13 protein-coding genes are annotated in these 12,310 nt (G+C 69.9%); 11 read left to right on the top strand and 2 right to left on the bottom strand.

Going from position 1 to position 12,310, the window contains the following annotated elements; all coding sequences use genetic code 11:
* Positions 1-32 precede the first annotated feature (32 nt).
* From J2Y70_RS20770 to J2Y70_RS20750, 5 genes are all read left to right on the top strand, one after another.
* Complete coding sequence (locus J2Y70_RS20770; RefSeq protein ID WP_309922012.1) at positions 33-608, top strand: nitroreductase; 576 nt, start codon at positions 33-35, stop codon at positions 606-608.
* Positions 605-1,531, top strand: coding sequence for a 5'-3' exonuclease H3TH domain-containing protein (locus J2Y70_RS20765; protein ID WP_263397375.1), 927 nt, complete (start codon positions 605-607; stop codon positions 1,529-1,531). Before J2Y70_RS20770 ends, J2Y70_RS20765 begins: the two co-directional genes overlap by 4 nt.
* Before the next feature lie 433 nt (positions 1,532-1,964).
* Positions 1,965-2,516 carry an NUDIX hydrolase gene (locus J2Y70_RS20760; RefSeq protein ID WP_309922007.1) on the top strand — a complete coding sequence of 184 codons (552 nt, stop codon included), beginning with the start codon at positions 1,965-1,967 and terminating at the stop codon, positions 2,514-2,516.
* Positions 2,509-3,309 (top strand): N-formylglutamate amidohydrolase, encoded by an 801-nt coding sequence (locus J2Y70_RS20755; RefSeq protein WP_309922004.1) that lies wholly within the window; start codon positions 2,509-2,511, stop codon positions 3,307-3,309. The genes J2Y70_RS20760 and J2Y70_RS20755 overlap by 8 nt, the downstream gene beginning before the upstream one ends.
* A gap of 73 nt (positions 3,310-3,382) precedes the next feature.
* Positions 3,383-4,276 carry a transglutaminase family protein gene (locus J2Y70_RS20750; protein ID WP_309922000.1) on the top strand — a complete coding sequence of 298 codons (894 nt, stop codon included), beginning with the start codon at positions 3,383-3,385 and terminating at the stop codon, positions 4,274-4,276.
* Between the two features lie 58 nt (positions 4,277-4,334).
* On the opposite strand, the gene pip is transcribed toward J2Y70_RS20750, so the two are convergent.
* Together pip and prmC are read right to left on the bottom strand one after the other, a co-directional pair.
* Positions 4,335-5,276 (bottom strand): prolyl aminopeptidase, encoded by a 942-nt coding sequence (gene pip / locus J2Y70_RS20745; RefSeq protein ID WP_309921997.1) that lies wholly within the window; start codon positions 5,274-5,276, stop codon positions 4,335-4,337.
* A 131-nt stretch (positions 5,277-5,407) separates the two neighbouring features.
* Complete coding sequence (gene prmC, locus J2Y70_RS20740; RefSeq protein WP_309921995.1) at positions 5,408-6,241, bottom strand: peptide chain release factor N(5)-glutamine methyltransferase; 834 nt, start codon at positions 6,239-6,241, stop codon at positions 5,408-5,410.
* A gap of 215 nt (positions 6,242-6,456) precedes the next feature.
* Between prmC and ahpC the strand changes: the two genes are divergently transcribed.
* From ahpC to tal, 6 genes are all read left to right on the top strand, one after another.
* Entirely contained in the window at positions 6,457-7,020 is a 564-nt protein-coding gene (ahpC, locus tag J2Y70_RS20735; RefSeq protein ID WP_263397369.1) for an alkyl hydroperoxide reductase subunit C, read from the top strand.
* Between the two features lie 186 nt (positions 7,021-7,206).
* Positions 7,207-8,796: an alkyl hydroperoxide reductase subunit F gene (ahpF, locus tag J2Y70_RS20730; protein WP_263397368.1), complete on the top strand. Its 1,590-nt coding sequence runs from the start codon at positions 7,207-7,209 to the stop codon at positions 8,794-8,796.
* Between the two features lie 97 nt (positions 8,797-8,893).
* On the top strand, positions 8,894-9,859 hold the full coding sequence (locus J2Y70_RS20725) for a LysR substrate-binding domain-containing protein (RefSeq protein ID WP_263397367.1): 966 nt from the start codon (positions 8,894-8,896) through the stop codon (positions 9,857-9,859).
* A gap of 100 nt (positions 9,860-9,959) precedes the next feature.
* Positions 9,960-10,754, top strand: coding sequence for a hypothetical protein (locus J2Y70_RS20720; RefSeq protein ID WP_309921989.1), 795 nt, complete (start codon positions 9,960-9,962; stop codon positions 10,752-10,754).
* Positions 10,755-10,852: 98 nt separating this feature from the next.
* Positions 10,853-11,293, top strand: coding sequence for a nucleoside diphosphate kinase regulator (gene rnk, locus J2Y70_RS20715; protein ID WP_263397365.1), 441 nt, complete (start codon positions 10,853-10,855; stop codon positions 11,291-11,293).
* Positions 11,294-11,338: 45 nt separating this feature from the next.
* Entirely contained in the window at positions 11,339-12,307 is a 969-nt protein-coding gene (gene tal / locus J2Y70_RS20710; RefSeq protein ID WP_263397364.1) for a transaldolase, read from the top strand.
* Positions 12,308-12,310: the final 3 nt, after the last annotated feature.

Genomic DNA, 12,310 nt, shown 5'->3' with positions numbered 1-12,310 from the left:
TAATTCGGCGCCCGCCCCACGGAATCGAGACTATGCGCACACTTCACTCGCTGCAAGCGCTGGATGAGCGCCGCTCGGTGCCGTCCAAGCAATTGGGCGAGCCCGGGCCCGACGCGGCGACCCTGCTGGCGATGCTGCGTTCGGCGGTGCGCGTGCCCGACCACGGCAAACTGGTGCCGTTCCGGTTCCTGCGCATCGCCGGTCCGGCGCGGCTGGCGCTGGGCGACTTCCTGGCCGAGCGCACGCTGCAGCGCGACCCCGCCGCCCCGCCGGCCGCGGTGGAGAAGGACCGCGCGCGCTTCGCGCATGCGCCGCTGGCGATCGCGGTGATCGTGCGCCTGCAGCGCGAGGAGAAGGTGCCGGAGATCGAGCAGTGGCTGACCGCCGGCTCGGTCTGCTTCGCGCTGCTGCAGGCGGCGCAGGCCTACGGCTTCGGCGCGCAGTGGCTGACCGCCTGGATGGCCTACGACGCCGCGGTCGCCGCGCGGCTAGGCCTGGCCGAGAACGAGCGCATCGCCGGCTTCATCCATATCGGCACCCCGCGCCTGCAGGTGCCCGAGCGCGAGCGCCCGGATCCGCAGCACCTGCTCAGCGACTGGACGCCGTGAACGCAGCGCTGCCGAGCTCGCGGCCGCTGTACCTGGTCGACGCCAGCCTGTACGTGTTCCGCGCCTGGCATTCGATCCCGGACGAGTTCCAGGACGCGCAGGGCTGGCCGACCAACGCGGTGCACGGCTTCGCCCGGTTCCTGCTCGACCTGCTCGAACGCGAGCGCCCGCAACACATCGCGATCGCCTTCGACGAAGCGCTGGACAGCTGTTTCCGCAATCGCCTCTATCCCGCCTACAAGGCCAACCGCGCGCCGGCGCCGGATGCGCTGCGGCGCCAGTTCGCACACTGCAAGGCGCTGTGCGCGGCGCTGGGCCTGGGCGTGCTGGCGCACCACGACTACGAGGCCGACGACCTGATCGGCAGCGCGCTGCACAGCGTGCGCGGCGCCGGCTTCCACGGCGTGATCGTGTCCGCCGACAAGGACCTGTCGCAACTGCTGCTGCTCGAATTCGACGAGCAATGGGACTACGCCCGCGGCCAGCGCTGGGGCGCGGCCGGGGTCAAGGCGCGGCACGGCGTGCATGCGCACCAGATCGCCGACTACCTGGCGCTGACCGGCGATGCGATCGACAACATTCCCGGGGTCACCGGCATCGGCGCCAAGTCGGCGGCGATCCTGCTGGCGCATTTCGGCGACCTGGACACGCTGCTGCTGCGGATCGACGAGGTCGCGTTCCTGCGCCTGCGCGGCGCGGCGCAGATGGCGGTGCGCCTGCGCGAGCAGCGCGAACACGCGCTGCTGTGGCGGCAACTGGCCACGATCGCGCTGGACGCGCCGCTGCACTCGGCCGCGCCCGGCTTCGCCCGCGGCCAGGCCGACGCCGACATGCTGCACGGCCTGTGCGAAGCGCTGCGCTTCGGCCCGCTGACCCGGCGCAGATTGCTGCAGGCGGCGGGGCTGGCGACGGTCGGCGAATAGATGGCCTGCGGGCACCGCCCGGGACGATCCTAGGTCGGTCGGAGGTCGCTGCCCCGCTCGATCCATCGAATCGAGCTGCGCGCGCATGAGCGCCATGTAGCGCTCCTCGGAGGCCTGCCGCCGCGCCGCCACCAGCGGCGATGTCCTCCCCCGATTCCGGGTTATGCCTCCACTCCCAGACCACCGCCACATCCCGCCGCACTGCGCGCTTTCATCGCGGCACTGCGCGAGCAGGACGCTGCAGAGGCATCGCCGATGGGACCGTAGTGCCCGCTTCGCCGCGCCTGGATCTATGTCACGGTATCGCACACCACGCCAGCACGTCGCGCGGCGTCTTGGCATCGTCGCGATGTCGATGGCCCTACACTTCAGCCATCCGGCGATCGCGATCCGCGCCGCCGATCCTCCTTCCTCCTCATTCGAGCGAACGCCCATGCCCCGCCACGATTCCCCGCCCCGCATCGTCTACGAAGGCAAGTACCAGCGCATGGTGGTGCGCGGGACCTGGGAATATTCCGAACGCGTGCATGCCGGCGGCCTGGCCGTGATCATCGTCGCGGTGACGCCGGACGACGAAGTGCTGTTCGTCGAACAGTTCCGCGTGCCGCTGCAGGCGCGCACCATCGAGATGCCGGCCGGGCTGGTCGGCGACATCGACGCCGGCGAATCGATCGAGGTGTCGGCGGTGCGCGAGCTGGAGGAAGAGACCGGCTGGACCGCCGACCACGCCGAAGTGCTGATGATCGGCCCGACCTCCTCCGGCGCCAGCAGCGAGAAGGTCGCCTTCGTCCGCGCCAGCGGCCTGCGCAAGATCGGCGACGGCGGCGGCGACGCCAGCGAGGACATCACCGTGCACGCCGTGCCGCGCGCCCGCGCCGCGGCCTGGCTGGTGCAGAAGATGGGCGAAGGCTATGAACTGGACGCCAAGCTGTGGGCCGGGCTGTGGATGATCGAGCACCAGCTGGACGGCACCCCGCGTGGCTGACCCGGCCCCGCACGCGGGCAGCGCATCGGCGCTGCTCGGCGCCGGCGATCCGCCGCCCTACCGCGTCTACCAGCCGCAAGGCCGTTCGCCCTACCTGCTGATCGCCGACCACGCCGGGCAGCAGGTGCCGCAGGCGCTGGCAGGCCTGGGCCTGCCGCAACCCGAACTGGACCGGCACATCGGCTGGGACATCGGCATCGATGGCGTCACCCGCGAACTGGCGCAGGCGCTGGACGCGTTCGCGATCACCCAGACCTATTCGCGGCTGGTGATCGACTGCAACCGGCCGCTGGCGGCGCCAGGCTCGATCGCCGAGGCCAGCGACGGCACCGTGGTGCCAGGCAACCAGGGCCTGGACGCCGCCGCGCGCGCGACGCGCGCCAGCGCGATCTTCGCGCCCTACCACGCGCGCATCGCCGCCGAACTGGACCGGCGCCGCGACGCCGGCCTGCCCACCATTCTGATCGCCATGCACAGCTTCACCCCGTCGATGGCCGGCGTGGCCCGGCCCTGGCACGCCGGCGTGCTGTACCAGCGCGATGCCCGTTTCGCGCAGGCGCTGCTGGCGCAGCTGCGCGCCGAGCCGGGACTGGTGGTCGGCGACAACCAGCCGTACTCGGTCAGCGACGCCACCGACTACGCGATCCCGGTGCACGCCGAGGCGCGCGGCCTGGCGCACGTGGAACTGGAGATCCGCCAGGACCTGATCGCCGAGCCCGCCGGACAGCGGCAATGGGCGCAGCGCTTGCTCAGCATGCTGAATCGGTTGCAAGCTGCCTTCACACCGGGCTGAGCGCGCGCTGCGCACTCTCGGTGCACTCGCCGTCCGCCTGGACGCCCCCCAGCTGCACGCACCGGACGCCCCCATGCTCATCCGCCTCGGCTACGAGATCCGCTACCGCTTCCTGCAGCCGACCCCGGTGCTGGCCATGCTCGACATCCACGACAGCCGCCGCACCGACATCGTCGTGGCCACCGCGCTGCAGACCGAACCGGCGATCCCGCTGCACGGCTATCGCGACCAGTTCGGCAACAGCTGCACGCGCATGCTGGCCCCGGCCGGCGTGCTGACCCTGCGCGCCGATGCGGTAGTGCGCGACAGCGGCCTGCCCGACCAGTACCGCTACGACGCGCCGCAGACGCCGGTGGAGCAATTGCCCGACGACACCTTGATGTACCTGCTCGGCAGCCGCTACTGCGAGACCGACCTGCTCAGCGGCATGGCCTGGGACCTGTTCGGCAGCGCGCCGACCGGCTGGGCGCGGGTGCAGGCGATCTGCGACTACGTGCATGCGCAGATCGAATTCGGCTACGAGCACGCGCGGCCGACCAAGAGCGCCGCGCAGGCGTTGCAGGAAGGCCGCGGCGTGTGCCGCGACTTCGCCCATTCGGCGATCGCGCTGTGCCGCTGCATGAACATCCCGGCGCGCTATTGCACCGGTTACCTGGGCGACATCGGCGTGCCCGCCTCGACCGCGCCGATGGATTTCTCCGGCTGGTTCGAGGCGTTCCTGGACGGGCAGTGGTACACCTTCGACGCGCGCCACAACCTGCCGCGCATCGGCCGGGTGCTGATCGCGCGTGGCCGCGACGCCGCCGACGTGGCGATCAGCAACACCTTCGGCTACAACACGCTGGAATCGTTCGTGGTGTGGACCGACGAGACCGACCAGGCGCGGCTGGACCCGCGCCCCGCTGCCCCGGCCAGCGGCGCCGGCACCGGCGCCGCGGCGCTGCGTACCGAAGGGCTCTATCTCTAGCGCCCTTCGCTCCCGCTGAAAGCCGCGTGCCGGCGTTGCGACGGCACGCGGCGCGGCGTCAGGCGAAGCCGTCGGTGGCGCGCACCAGGGCGTCGATGTTCTCCGCCTCGAACGCCGAATGGCCGGCGCTCGGGGTGATCTCCAGCCTCGCCTTCGGCCAGGCCTTGTGCAGCTCCCAGGCGCTCTGCACCGGGCAGACCACGTCGTAGCGCCCCTGCACGATCACCCCGGGGATGTCGGCGATCCTGCCGGCGTCGCGCAGCAACTGGTTTTCCACTTCGAAGAAACCGCCGTTGACGAAGTAGTGGTTCTCGATGCGCGCGAACGCCAGCGCGAACTGCGCGTCCTCGTGGCCGCTGACGAAATCCGCATCCACGTGCAGGAAGCTGGTGGCGCCTTCCCACACGCTCCAGGCGCGGGCGGCGGCCAGGCGCGTGGCCTCGTCGTCGCTGGTGAGGCGGCGGTGGAACGCGGAGATCAGGTCGGCGCGCTCCACCGGCGGGATCGCGGCGATGTAGTGTTCCCAGGCATCCGGGAACAGCCGGCTGGCGCCTTCCTGGTAGAACCACTCCAGCTCCCAGCGGCGCAGCATGAAGATGCCGCGCAGCACCAGCTCGGTGACGCGCTGCGGATGGGTCTGCGCGTAGGCCAGCGCCAGGGTCGAGCCCCAGCTGCCGCCGAACACCTGCCAGCGCTCGATGCCGAGCGTCTCGCGCAGCTTCTCGATGTCGGCCACCAGATCCCAGGTGGTGTTGTCGACCAGGTCCGCATGCGGCGTGGAGCGGCCGGAACCGCGCTGGTCGAACAGCACGATGCGGTACTTGGCCGGATCGTGGAAGCGCCGCATCTTGGCGTTGTAGCCGCCGCCCGGCCCGCCGTGCAGCAGCACCACCGGCTTGCCCTGCGGGTTGCCGCACTGTTCGTAGTGCAGCGTATGCCGCGCGTCCACCGGCAGCGTGCCGCTGTCGAACGGTTCGATCTCGGGATATAGCGTGCGCATGGCGGCTCCTGCGGAAAAACGCGATTTTAGCGGGGAAGCCGCAGCCCTGCCGCGTTCGCCGTCGCATCGCATTCCGCCGACCCAAGCGCCAGCGCGGCGTCCGCCACAGGCACGGCCGCTTGCGATCCGCTTCAGCCAGCCGGCCGACGCCCCAGGCTGACCCGGTCGCGCGCTTCCAGGTCCTGGTGGGTCGCCACCGCGTCGAAGCCGGCGGCGGTCAGCAGCGCGCGTACCACCTCGCCCTGGTCCCAGCCGTGTTCCAGCAGCAGCCAGCCGCCCGGCAGCAGGTGCGCGGGTGCGGCGGCGACGATCTGGCGGATGTCGTCCAAGCCATCGGCGCCGGAGGCCAGGGCGCTGGCCGGTTCGTAGCGCAGGTCGCCCTGGGCCAGGTGCGGGTCGCCGGCGGCGATGTAGGGCGGGTTGCTGGCGATCAGGTCGAAACGCTGCGCGGCCAGCGGCGCCAGCCAGGGGCCGTGGGCGAACGCGACGTTTTCCAGGCGATGCGCGCGTGCGTTGGCCTGCGCCACCGCCAGCGCCGCTTCGCTCAGGTCGGTGGCCAGCACCTGCGCCTGCGGCCGCTCGCTGGCCAGCGCCAGCGCGATCGCGCCGCTGCCGGTACCCAGGTCGGCGATGCGCCGGCCCGGCGCCGCGTCCACCCGCTCCAGCGCCAGCTCCACCAGCCGCTCGGTGTCCGCGCGCGGGATCAGCGTGGCCGGGCCGACCGCCAGGTCCAGGGTCCAGAAGCCGCGCCGTCCGGTCAGGTAGGCCACCGGCTCGCCCTGCGCGCGCCGCGCCAGCAGTTCGCCGAAGCCTTGCACGCCGCTGGCCGGCAGCGGGTCGCGGGCGTGCGCGAACAGCCAGGCGCGGTCGCGCTGCAGGGCGTGGATCAACAGGGCTTCGGCGTCGGCGCGCTCGATCTGCGTGCACGCCGCGCGCAGCAGGGACTCGGGGGTGGAGGCGTTCATCGACGTCACGATGCCGCAGCGGTCCGGAAAAGCCAACGTGGTAGAACTTCAGGACTGCGTGCGTCCCCCGCAGCGCAGCAAAGAGCCAGGCTTGAATAGCGATAGACCAAACCTATCTATTCAATTCCATCAATCGATTTGAGATATCTATCGCCCGCTCCTATGATGAGCCTCGTTCTAACCACCCGCCCCCTTCGCAACCACGAGGAAACTCCATGTCCCTGATCAACACCCCGGTCCAGCCGTTCAAGGCCAACGCTTACAAGAACGGCGAATTCATCGAAGTCACCGACGCGGACCTGAAGGGCAAGTGGTCGGTGCTGATCTTCATGCCGGCCGCCTTCACCTTCAACTGCCCCACCGAAGTGGAAGACGCCGCCGACAACTACGCCGAGTTCCAGAAGATCGGCGCCGAGGTCTACATCGTCACCACCGACACCCATTTCTCGCACAAGGTGTGGCACGAGACCTCGCCGGCCGTGGGCAAGGCGCAGTTCGCGCTGGTCGGCGATCCGACCCACCAGCTGACCCGCGCGTTCGGCGTGCACATCGAGGAAGAAGGCCTGGCCCTGCGCGGCACCTTCGTGATCAACCCGGAAGGCGTGATCAAGACCCTCGAGATCCACGACAACGCGATCGCCCGCGACGTCACCGAGACCCTGCGCAAGCTCAAGGCCGCGCAGTTCGTCGCCGCGCATCCGGGCGAAGTGTGCCCGGCCAAGTGGAAGGAAGGCGAAAAGACCCTGAAGCCGTCGCTGGACCTGGTCGGCAAGATCTAAGCCGCCACGCTCCCATCTCCGCCGTCCCGGCGGGGGTGGGGGTGAACCGCAGCCGGCATTGCGCTCGGCTCGCCCGCCACCGGCAGCGCCGGCTGCGGTTCACCCCTCCTCCCAATTCTTCACGGCGGCCTGCCCTCTGCGGCAGCAACGCCTTCCCCACGCTTTGCCCATCGTCAGGAGTCCGCCATGTTGGATGCCGATCTGAAAACCCAGTTGAAGGCTTACCTGGAGCGGGTCGTTCGGCCCATCCACATCACCGCGTCGGTCGACGACGGCGCCAAGTCGCGCGAGATGCTCGACCTGCTCGAAGACCTGGTCCTGCTGTCGGACAAGATCAGCCTGGACGTGCACCGCGACAGCGGCGAGCGCACCCCGTCGTTCGCGCTGGGCAGCCCCGGCCACGACATCCACCTGCGCTTTGCCGGACTGCCGCTTGGCCACGAGTTCACCTCGCTGGTGCTGGCGCTGCTGCAGGTCGGCGGGCATCCGTCCAAGGCCACCGCCGAGGTCATCGAGCAGGTGCGCAACCTGCCCGGCGAGTACGTGTTCGAAACCTATTTCTCGCTCTCGTGCCAGAACTGCCCGGACGTGGTGCAGGCGCTGAACCTGGCCGCGGTGCTGAACCCGAACATCAAGCACGTGGCGATCGACGGCGCGCTGTTCCAGGACGAGGTCGAGGCGCGGCAGATCATGTCGGTACCCACCGTCTACCTCAACGGCGAAGTGTTCGACCAGGGCCGCATGAGCCTGGAGCAGATCGTGGCCAAGCTCGACACCGGCGCGGCCAAGCGCGACGCGGCCAGCATCGCGGCCAAGGCGCCGTTCGACGTGCTGGTGATCGGCGGCGGCCCGGCCGGCGCGGCGGCGGCGATCTATGCCGCGCGCAAGGGCATCCGCACCGGCGTGGCGGCCGAGCGCTTCGGCGGCCAGGTGCTGGACACCATGGCGATCGAGAACTTCATCTCGGTGCAGGAGACAGAAGGCCCGAAGATGGCCGCGGCGCTGGAGCAGCACGTGCGCCAGTACGAGGTGGACATCATGAACCTGCAGCGCGCCGAGCAGCTGATCCCGGCCGGCGCCGACGGCCTGGTCGAGATCAAGCTGGCCAACGGCGCGTCGCTGAAGAGCCGCACGGTGATCCTGTCCACCGGCGCGCGCTGGCGGCAGATGAACGTGCCCGGCGAGGACCAGTACCGCAACAAGGGCGTGGCCTATTGCCCGCACTGCGACGGCCCGCTGTTCAAGGGCAAGCGCGTGGCGGTGATCGGCGGCGGCAACTCCGGCGTGGAAGCGGCGATCGACCTGGCCGGCATCGTCAGCCACGTCACCCTGGTCGAGTTCGACGGCAAGCTGCGCGCCGACGAAGTCCTGCAGCGCAAGCTGCGCAGCCTGGGCAACGTGGACATCATCGTCAACGCGCAGAGCACCGAGGTCACCGGCGACGGGCAGAAGGTCACCGGGCTGGTCTACAAGGACCGCGTCGGCGGCGACATCCACCGGATCGCGCTGGAAGGCATCTTCGTGCAGATCGGCCTGCTGCCCAACACCGAGTGGCTGCAGGGCACGGTGGCGCTGTCGCCGCGCGGCGAGATCGTCGTCGACGACCGCGGGCAGACCTCGCTGCCCGGCGTGTTCGCCGCCGGCGACGCCACCACGGTGCCGTACAAGCAGATCGTCATCGCCATGGGCGAAGGCTCCAAGGCGGCGCTGAGCGCGTTCGACCACCTGATCCGCAGCAGTGCGCCGGTCAGCAACTCGGTCGCCGAAGCGGCCTGATCCGACCTGCCCCGCGCCGCGACCCGGCGCGGGGCCTATGCTGTTCCGGGGCGAGCAACCCCACGCCGCGCCGACCGCACCGCCAAGGAACCTGCCGATGAACCTGCGTGATCTGAAGTACCTGGTGGCGCTGGCCGATCACAAGCATTTCGGGCGCGCCGCGGCGGCGTGCTTCGTCAGCCAGCCGACGTTGTCCACGCAGATCAAGAAGCTCGAGGACGAACTGGGCGTGCCGCTGGTCGAGCGCGCGCCTCGCAAGGTCATGCTGACCCCGGCCGGGCGCGAGGCGGCCAGCCGCGCGCGCGGCATCGTCGCCGAGGTCGAGCAGATGAAGGAAGCGGCGCGGCGCAGCCAGGATCCGGAAGCGGGCACAGTGCGCCTGGGCATCTTCCCGACGCTGGGCCCGTACCTGCTGCCGCACGTGATCCCGAGCATCCGCGAGCGCTTCCCGCAGCTGGAACTGCTGCTGATCGAGGAAAAGAGCGACGTCCTGCTGAGCCGCCTGCGCGAAGGCCGGCTCGACGCGGCGCTGCTGGCGCTGCCGCTGCACGACGACCAGTTGCACAGCGAGTTCCTGTTCGAAGAACCGTTCGTCTTGGCGGTGCCGGAAAACCATCCGCTGGCCAAGCGCGATTCGCTGAGCCTGAGCGAGCTGCACCAGCAGCGGCTGCTGTTGCTGGAGGACGGGCATTGCCTGCGCGAACAGGCGCTGGACGTGTGCCACCTGTCCGGCGCGCTGGAAAAGGCCGAATTCCAGGCCACCAGCCTGGAGACGCTGCGGCAGATGGTCGCCGCCAACGTCGGCGTCACTCTGCTGCCGCTGCTGGCGGTGCAGCCGCCGGTGGCCAGCTCCTCCAATATCCATCTGCTGCGCTTCGACGACGCCGCCGGCCCGAGCCGGCGCATCGCGATGCTGTGGCGCCGCAGCTCGGCGATGAGCGATTTCCTGCAGCAGTTGGCGCAACTGTTCAAGGCCTTGCCCGAGGCGCTGCTGTCGGCCAAGGCCGCACCTGCGGCGGTCGCCGCGGTCACCACCGCGCCGCCGCCGGTTGCAGCGGCCTGAGCGATGCAGCGGCACGGGCGCAACCTGCCTGGGCGGCGCTAACGCCGGGTTGCTGCCGGGAGTGAGACAATCCCGCCCCATTACTTGGGAAAGGATTGAGATGACCTCCATCGGAACCGTGCTCGGCCGCCATCGCAACAATGCGACGCTGTCGATCCTGGTCATGCTGTTCGGCCTGGCGTTGCTGGCCTGCGGCGTGCTGCTGTTCGTGGTCCGCGACAAGGTCGCGCCGGAAGCGGCGCAGACGCTGCAATGGATCATGCTCGGCCTGGCATCGGTCGGCGTGCTGACGATCCTGCTGGGCTGGGCGATCCGCCGCGGCGGCTGGGAACAGGGCGAACTGGGCGTGCGCCGATTCCCCGAGCGCAGCGACGGCACCTACCTCTACCGCGACATCGTCGAGACCTGCCAGTTCTATCGCGCCGGCCTCTCGGTCAACCTCGGCTGGCGCCGCGAAGGCCAGGAACAGTGGCAAGCCGCCAACGGCAACATCGGCGGCTACCACAAGTTCCTCGACCGCTTCATGCACGGCTATCTGCAGGCGCGCGTGCCGGTGCTGATGGCCCAGCTCGATGCCGGGCAGAGCGTGAGCTTCCGCATGGTCACCACGGCCGGTGCGATCGCCCGCGAATTCGCGGTCAACATGAAGGGCTTCACCCGCGGCCCGCTCGACACCGTGCAGCTGAGCCGCGAGCGCATCGCCTTCGCCGGCAACGAGATCCGTGTCGACGACATCGTCGGCATGGACGTGTCGGCGTGGACCTCGCGCCTGCAGTTCCAGCTGCGTGGCGGCAGCAAGGTCAGCGTCAGCTACACCGCCCTGTTCGACGGCCCGCTGTTGCTGGCGGTGCTGGAACAGCTGCTGCCGTCGCAGCACACCCCTACCGCTGTCTGAGCGCGGCCACCGGCCAGGCAGCCGGTACCACGCGACAGCCAGCGCCATCCGGGCGGCGCCTCGCAGCGCCGCCTTTTTCGTGACCCAAGGAGTCTGTCATGTCCTCGCAACCGCAAAGCGGCCTGCCCCCCTCGTTGATCGTTTCCAGCCACGACCTGGCCCGTCTTGAGGCCTTGCTCGAATCCCCGGCCCTGAGCCAGCAACCGGCCGCGCTCGCGCTGGCCGCCGAACTCGGCCGCGCCACCGTGATGGCGCCCGAACAGATTCCCGCCGGCATCGTCACCATGCACTCGCGCGTGGAATGCGAAGACGAACTGCATGGCGAACGTCACCAGCTGACCCTGGTCTATCCGCACGAGGCCGATGCCGCGCAAGGCCGCGTCTCGGTGCTGGCGCCGGTCGGCAGCGCCCTGCTCGGCCTGGCGGTGGGCCAGTCGATCGACTGGCAGGGCCCGGGCGGCCGCGCGCTGCGCCTGCGCGTGACCGCGCTGCACTACCAGCCCGAAGCCGCGGGCGACTTCACGCACGCGGCGGGTTAACGTGCGCGGGCTTATCCTCCATTTCATCCGTTACGAGAACTGCCGATGACGTCTTCCGCTCCCTCCAAGCTGGCCCAGCTGCGCGAGTTGTCCGTGGTCGTGGCCGATACCGGCGACTACGATGCGATCAAGCGGCTCAAGCCGGTGGATTGCACCACCAACCCGACCCTGGTGAAGAAAGCCCTGGATCTGCCGGTCTACGCCGACCTGATCGACGAGGCTCTGGCCTGGGCCCACAGCCAGGACGGCGACCATGCCGCGCTGGTCGACGAGATCGCCGACCGCCTGACCATCGGCGTGGGCAGCAAGCTCAGCGCGCTGGTGCCCGGGCGCGTGTCCACCGAGGTGGACGCCGACCTGGCCCACGACACCGCCGCGACGATCGCCAAGGCGCACAAGTTCGTGGCCATGTACGCCGAGCGCGGCGTGTCCAAGGACAAGATCCTGATCAAGGTCGCCGCGACCTGGGAAGGCATCGAGGCCGCGCGCCAGCTGCAGAAGGACGGCATCGACTGCAACCTGACGCTGATCTTCAACCGCACCCAGGCGCTGGCCTGCGCCGAGGCCGGCGTGTTCCTGATCTCGCCGTTCGTCGGCCGCATCCTGGACTGGTACGTGGCCAACGGGCAGACCCCGGCCAACATCGACGAGGACCCGGGCGTGCAGTTCGTTCGCGGCGTCTATGCCGAGTTCAAGCGCCGCGGTTCGCAGACGGTGGTGATGGGCGCCTCGTTCCGTTCCACCGCACAGATCGAAGCGCTGGCCGGCTGCGACCGCCTGACCATCTCTCCGGAGTTGCTGGAGAAGCTCGACGCCGACCATGGCGAGCTGCCGCGCAAACTCTCGCCCGAGCAGGCCGATGGCGCGGCGATCACGGCGATCGACGCACAGCAGTTCGCCGCCGACCTGGCCGCCGATCCGATGGCGACCGAGAAGCTGGCCAGCGGTATCGACACCTTCGCCAAGGACCTGCAGGCACTGCGCGACACGATCCGGAAGAAGCTGGTCGGCTGACCG

The sequence above is a fragment of the Xanthomonas sp. 1678 genome (assembly GCF_031455575.1).
GTDB lineage: Bacteria > Pseudomonadota > Gammaproteobacteria > Xanthomonadales > Xanthomonadaceae > Xanthomonas_A.
The sequence above is the reverse complement of the archived record's forward strand: the minus strand, read 5'-3'. Positions and strand labels throughout refer to the sequence as shown.

Bases quoted from the DNA above. Each gene is read 5' to 3' on its own strand.
- J2Y70_RS20770 (WP_309922012.1), top strand. From the start codon at position 33: ATGCGCACACTTCACTCGCTGCAAGCGCTGGATGAGCGCCGCTCGGTG.
- J2Y70_RS20760 (WP_309922007.1), top strand. From the start codon at position 1,965: ATGCCCCGCCACGATTCCCCGCCCCGCATCGTCTACGAAGGCAAGTAC.
- J2Y70_RS20750 (WP_309922000.1), top strand. From the start codon at position 3,383: ATGCTCATCCGCCTCGGCTACGAGATCCGCTACCGCTTCCTGCAGCCG.
- pip (WP_309921997.1), bottom strand. From the start codon at position 5,276: ATGCGCACGCTATATCCCGAGATCGAACCGTTCGACAGCGGCACGCTG.
- prmC (WP_309921995.1), bottom strand. From the start codon at position 6,241: ATGAACGCCTCCACCCCCGAGTCCCTGCTGCGCGCGGCGTGCACGCAG.
- ahpC (WP_263397369.1), top strand. From the start codon at position 6,457: ATGTCCCTGATCAACACCCCGGTCCAGCCGTTCAAGGCCAACGCTTAC.
- ahpF (WP_263397368.1), top strand. From the start codon at position 7,207: ATGTTGGATGCCGATCTGAAAACCCAGTTGAAGGCTTACCTGGAGCGG.
- J2Y70_RS20725 (WP_263397367.1), top strand. From the start codon at position 8,894: ATGAACCTGCGTGATCTGAAGTACCTGGTGGCGCTGGCCGATCACAAG.
- J2Y70_RS20720 (WP_309921989.1), top strand. From the start codon at position 9,960: ATGACCTCCATCGGAACCGTGCTCGGCCGCCATCGCAACAATGCGACG.
- rnk (WP_263397365.1), top strand. From the start codon at position 10,853: ATGTCCTCGCAACCGCAAAGCGGCCTGCCCCCCTCGTTGATCGTTTCC.
- tal (WP_263397364.1), top strand. From the start codon at position 11,339: ATGACGTCTTCCGCTCCCTCCAAGCTGGCCCAGCTGCGCGAGTTGTCC.